We start from the raw sequence: 246 nt of genomic DNA on the forward strand, positions 1-246 counted from the left end.
GTTTCAATCCCTCATAGGTAAGATACAAACGGGTATCCATACCGTTTGCATAGGGTATAAAATAGTTGTTTCAATCCCTCATAGGTAAGATACAAACTAATGAGCGCTGCGGATAAAGCTAAATTGGATCGAAGTTTCAATCCCTCATAGGTAAGATACAAACTGTTGCGCTATATAAAAATTCCGATACGTTTAGAAGGTTTCAATCCCTCATAGGTAAGATACAAACAGCTTTCNAANTTNNAA

At 36.4% G+C, this 246-nt stretch carries 1 CRISPR repeat array (cut by a window edge).

The window, feature by feature from the left end:
- Window positions 1–246: direct repeats of the CRISPR family, unit length 30 nt; unit sequence GTTTCAATCCCTCATAGGTAAGATACAAAC; it runs 452 nt beyond the window's last position.

This window comes from Caldibacillus debilis DSM 16016 (assembly GCF_000383875.1).
GTDB classification, from domain to species: domain Bacteria; phylum Bacillota; class Bacilli; order Bacillales; family Caldibacillaceae; genus Caldibacillus; species Caldibacillus debilis.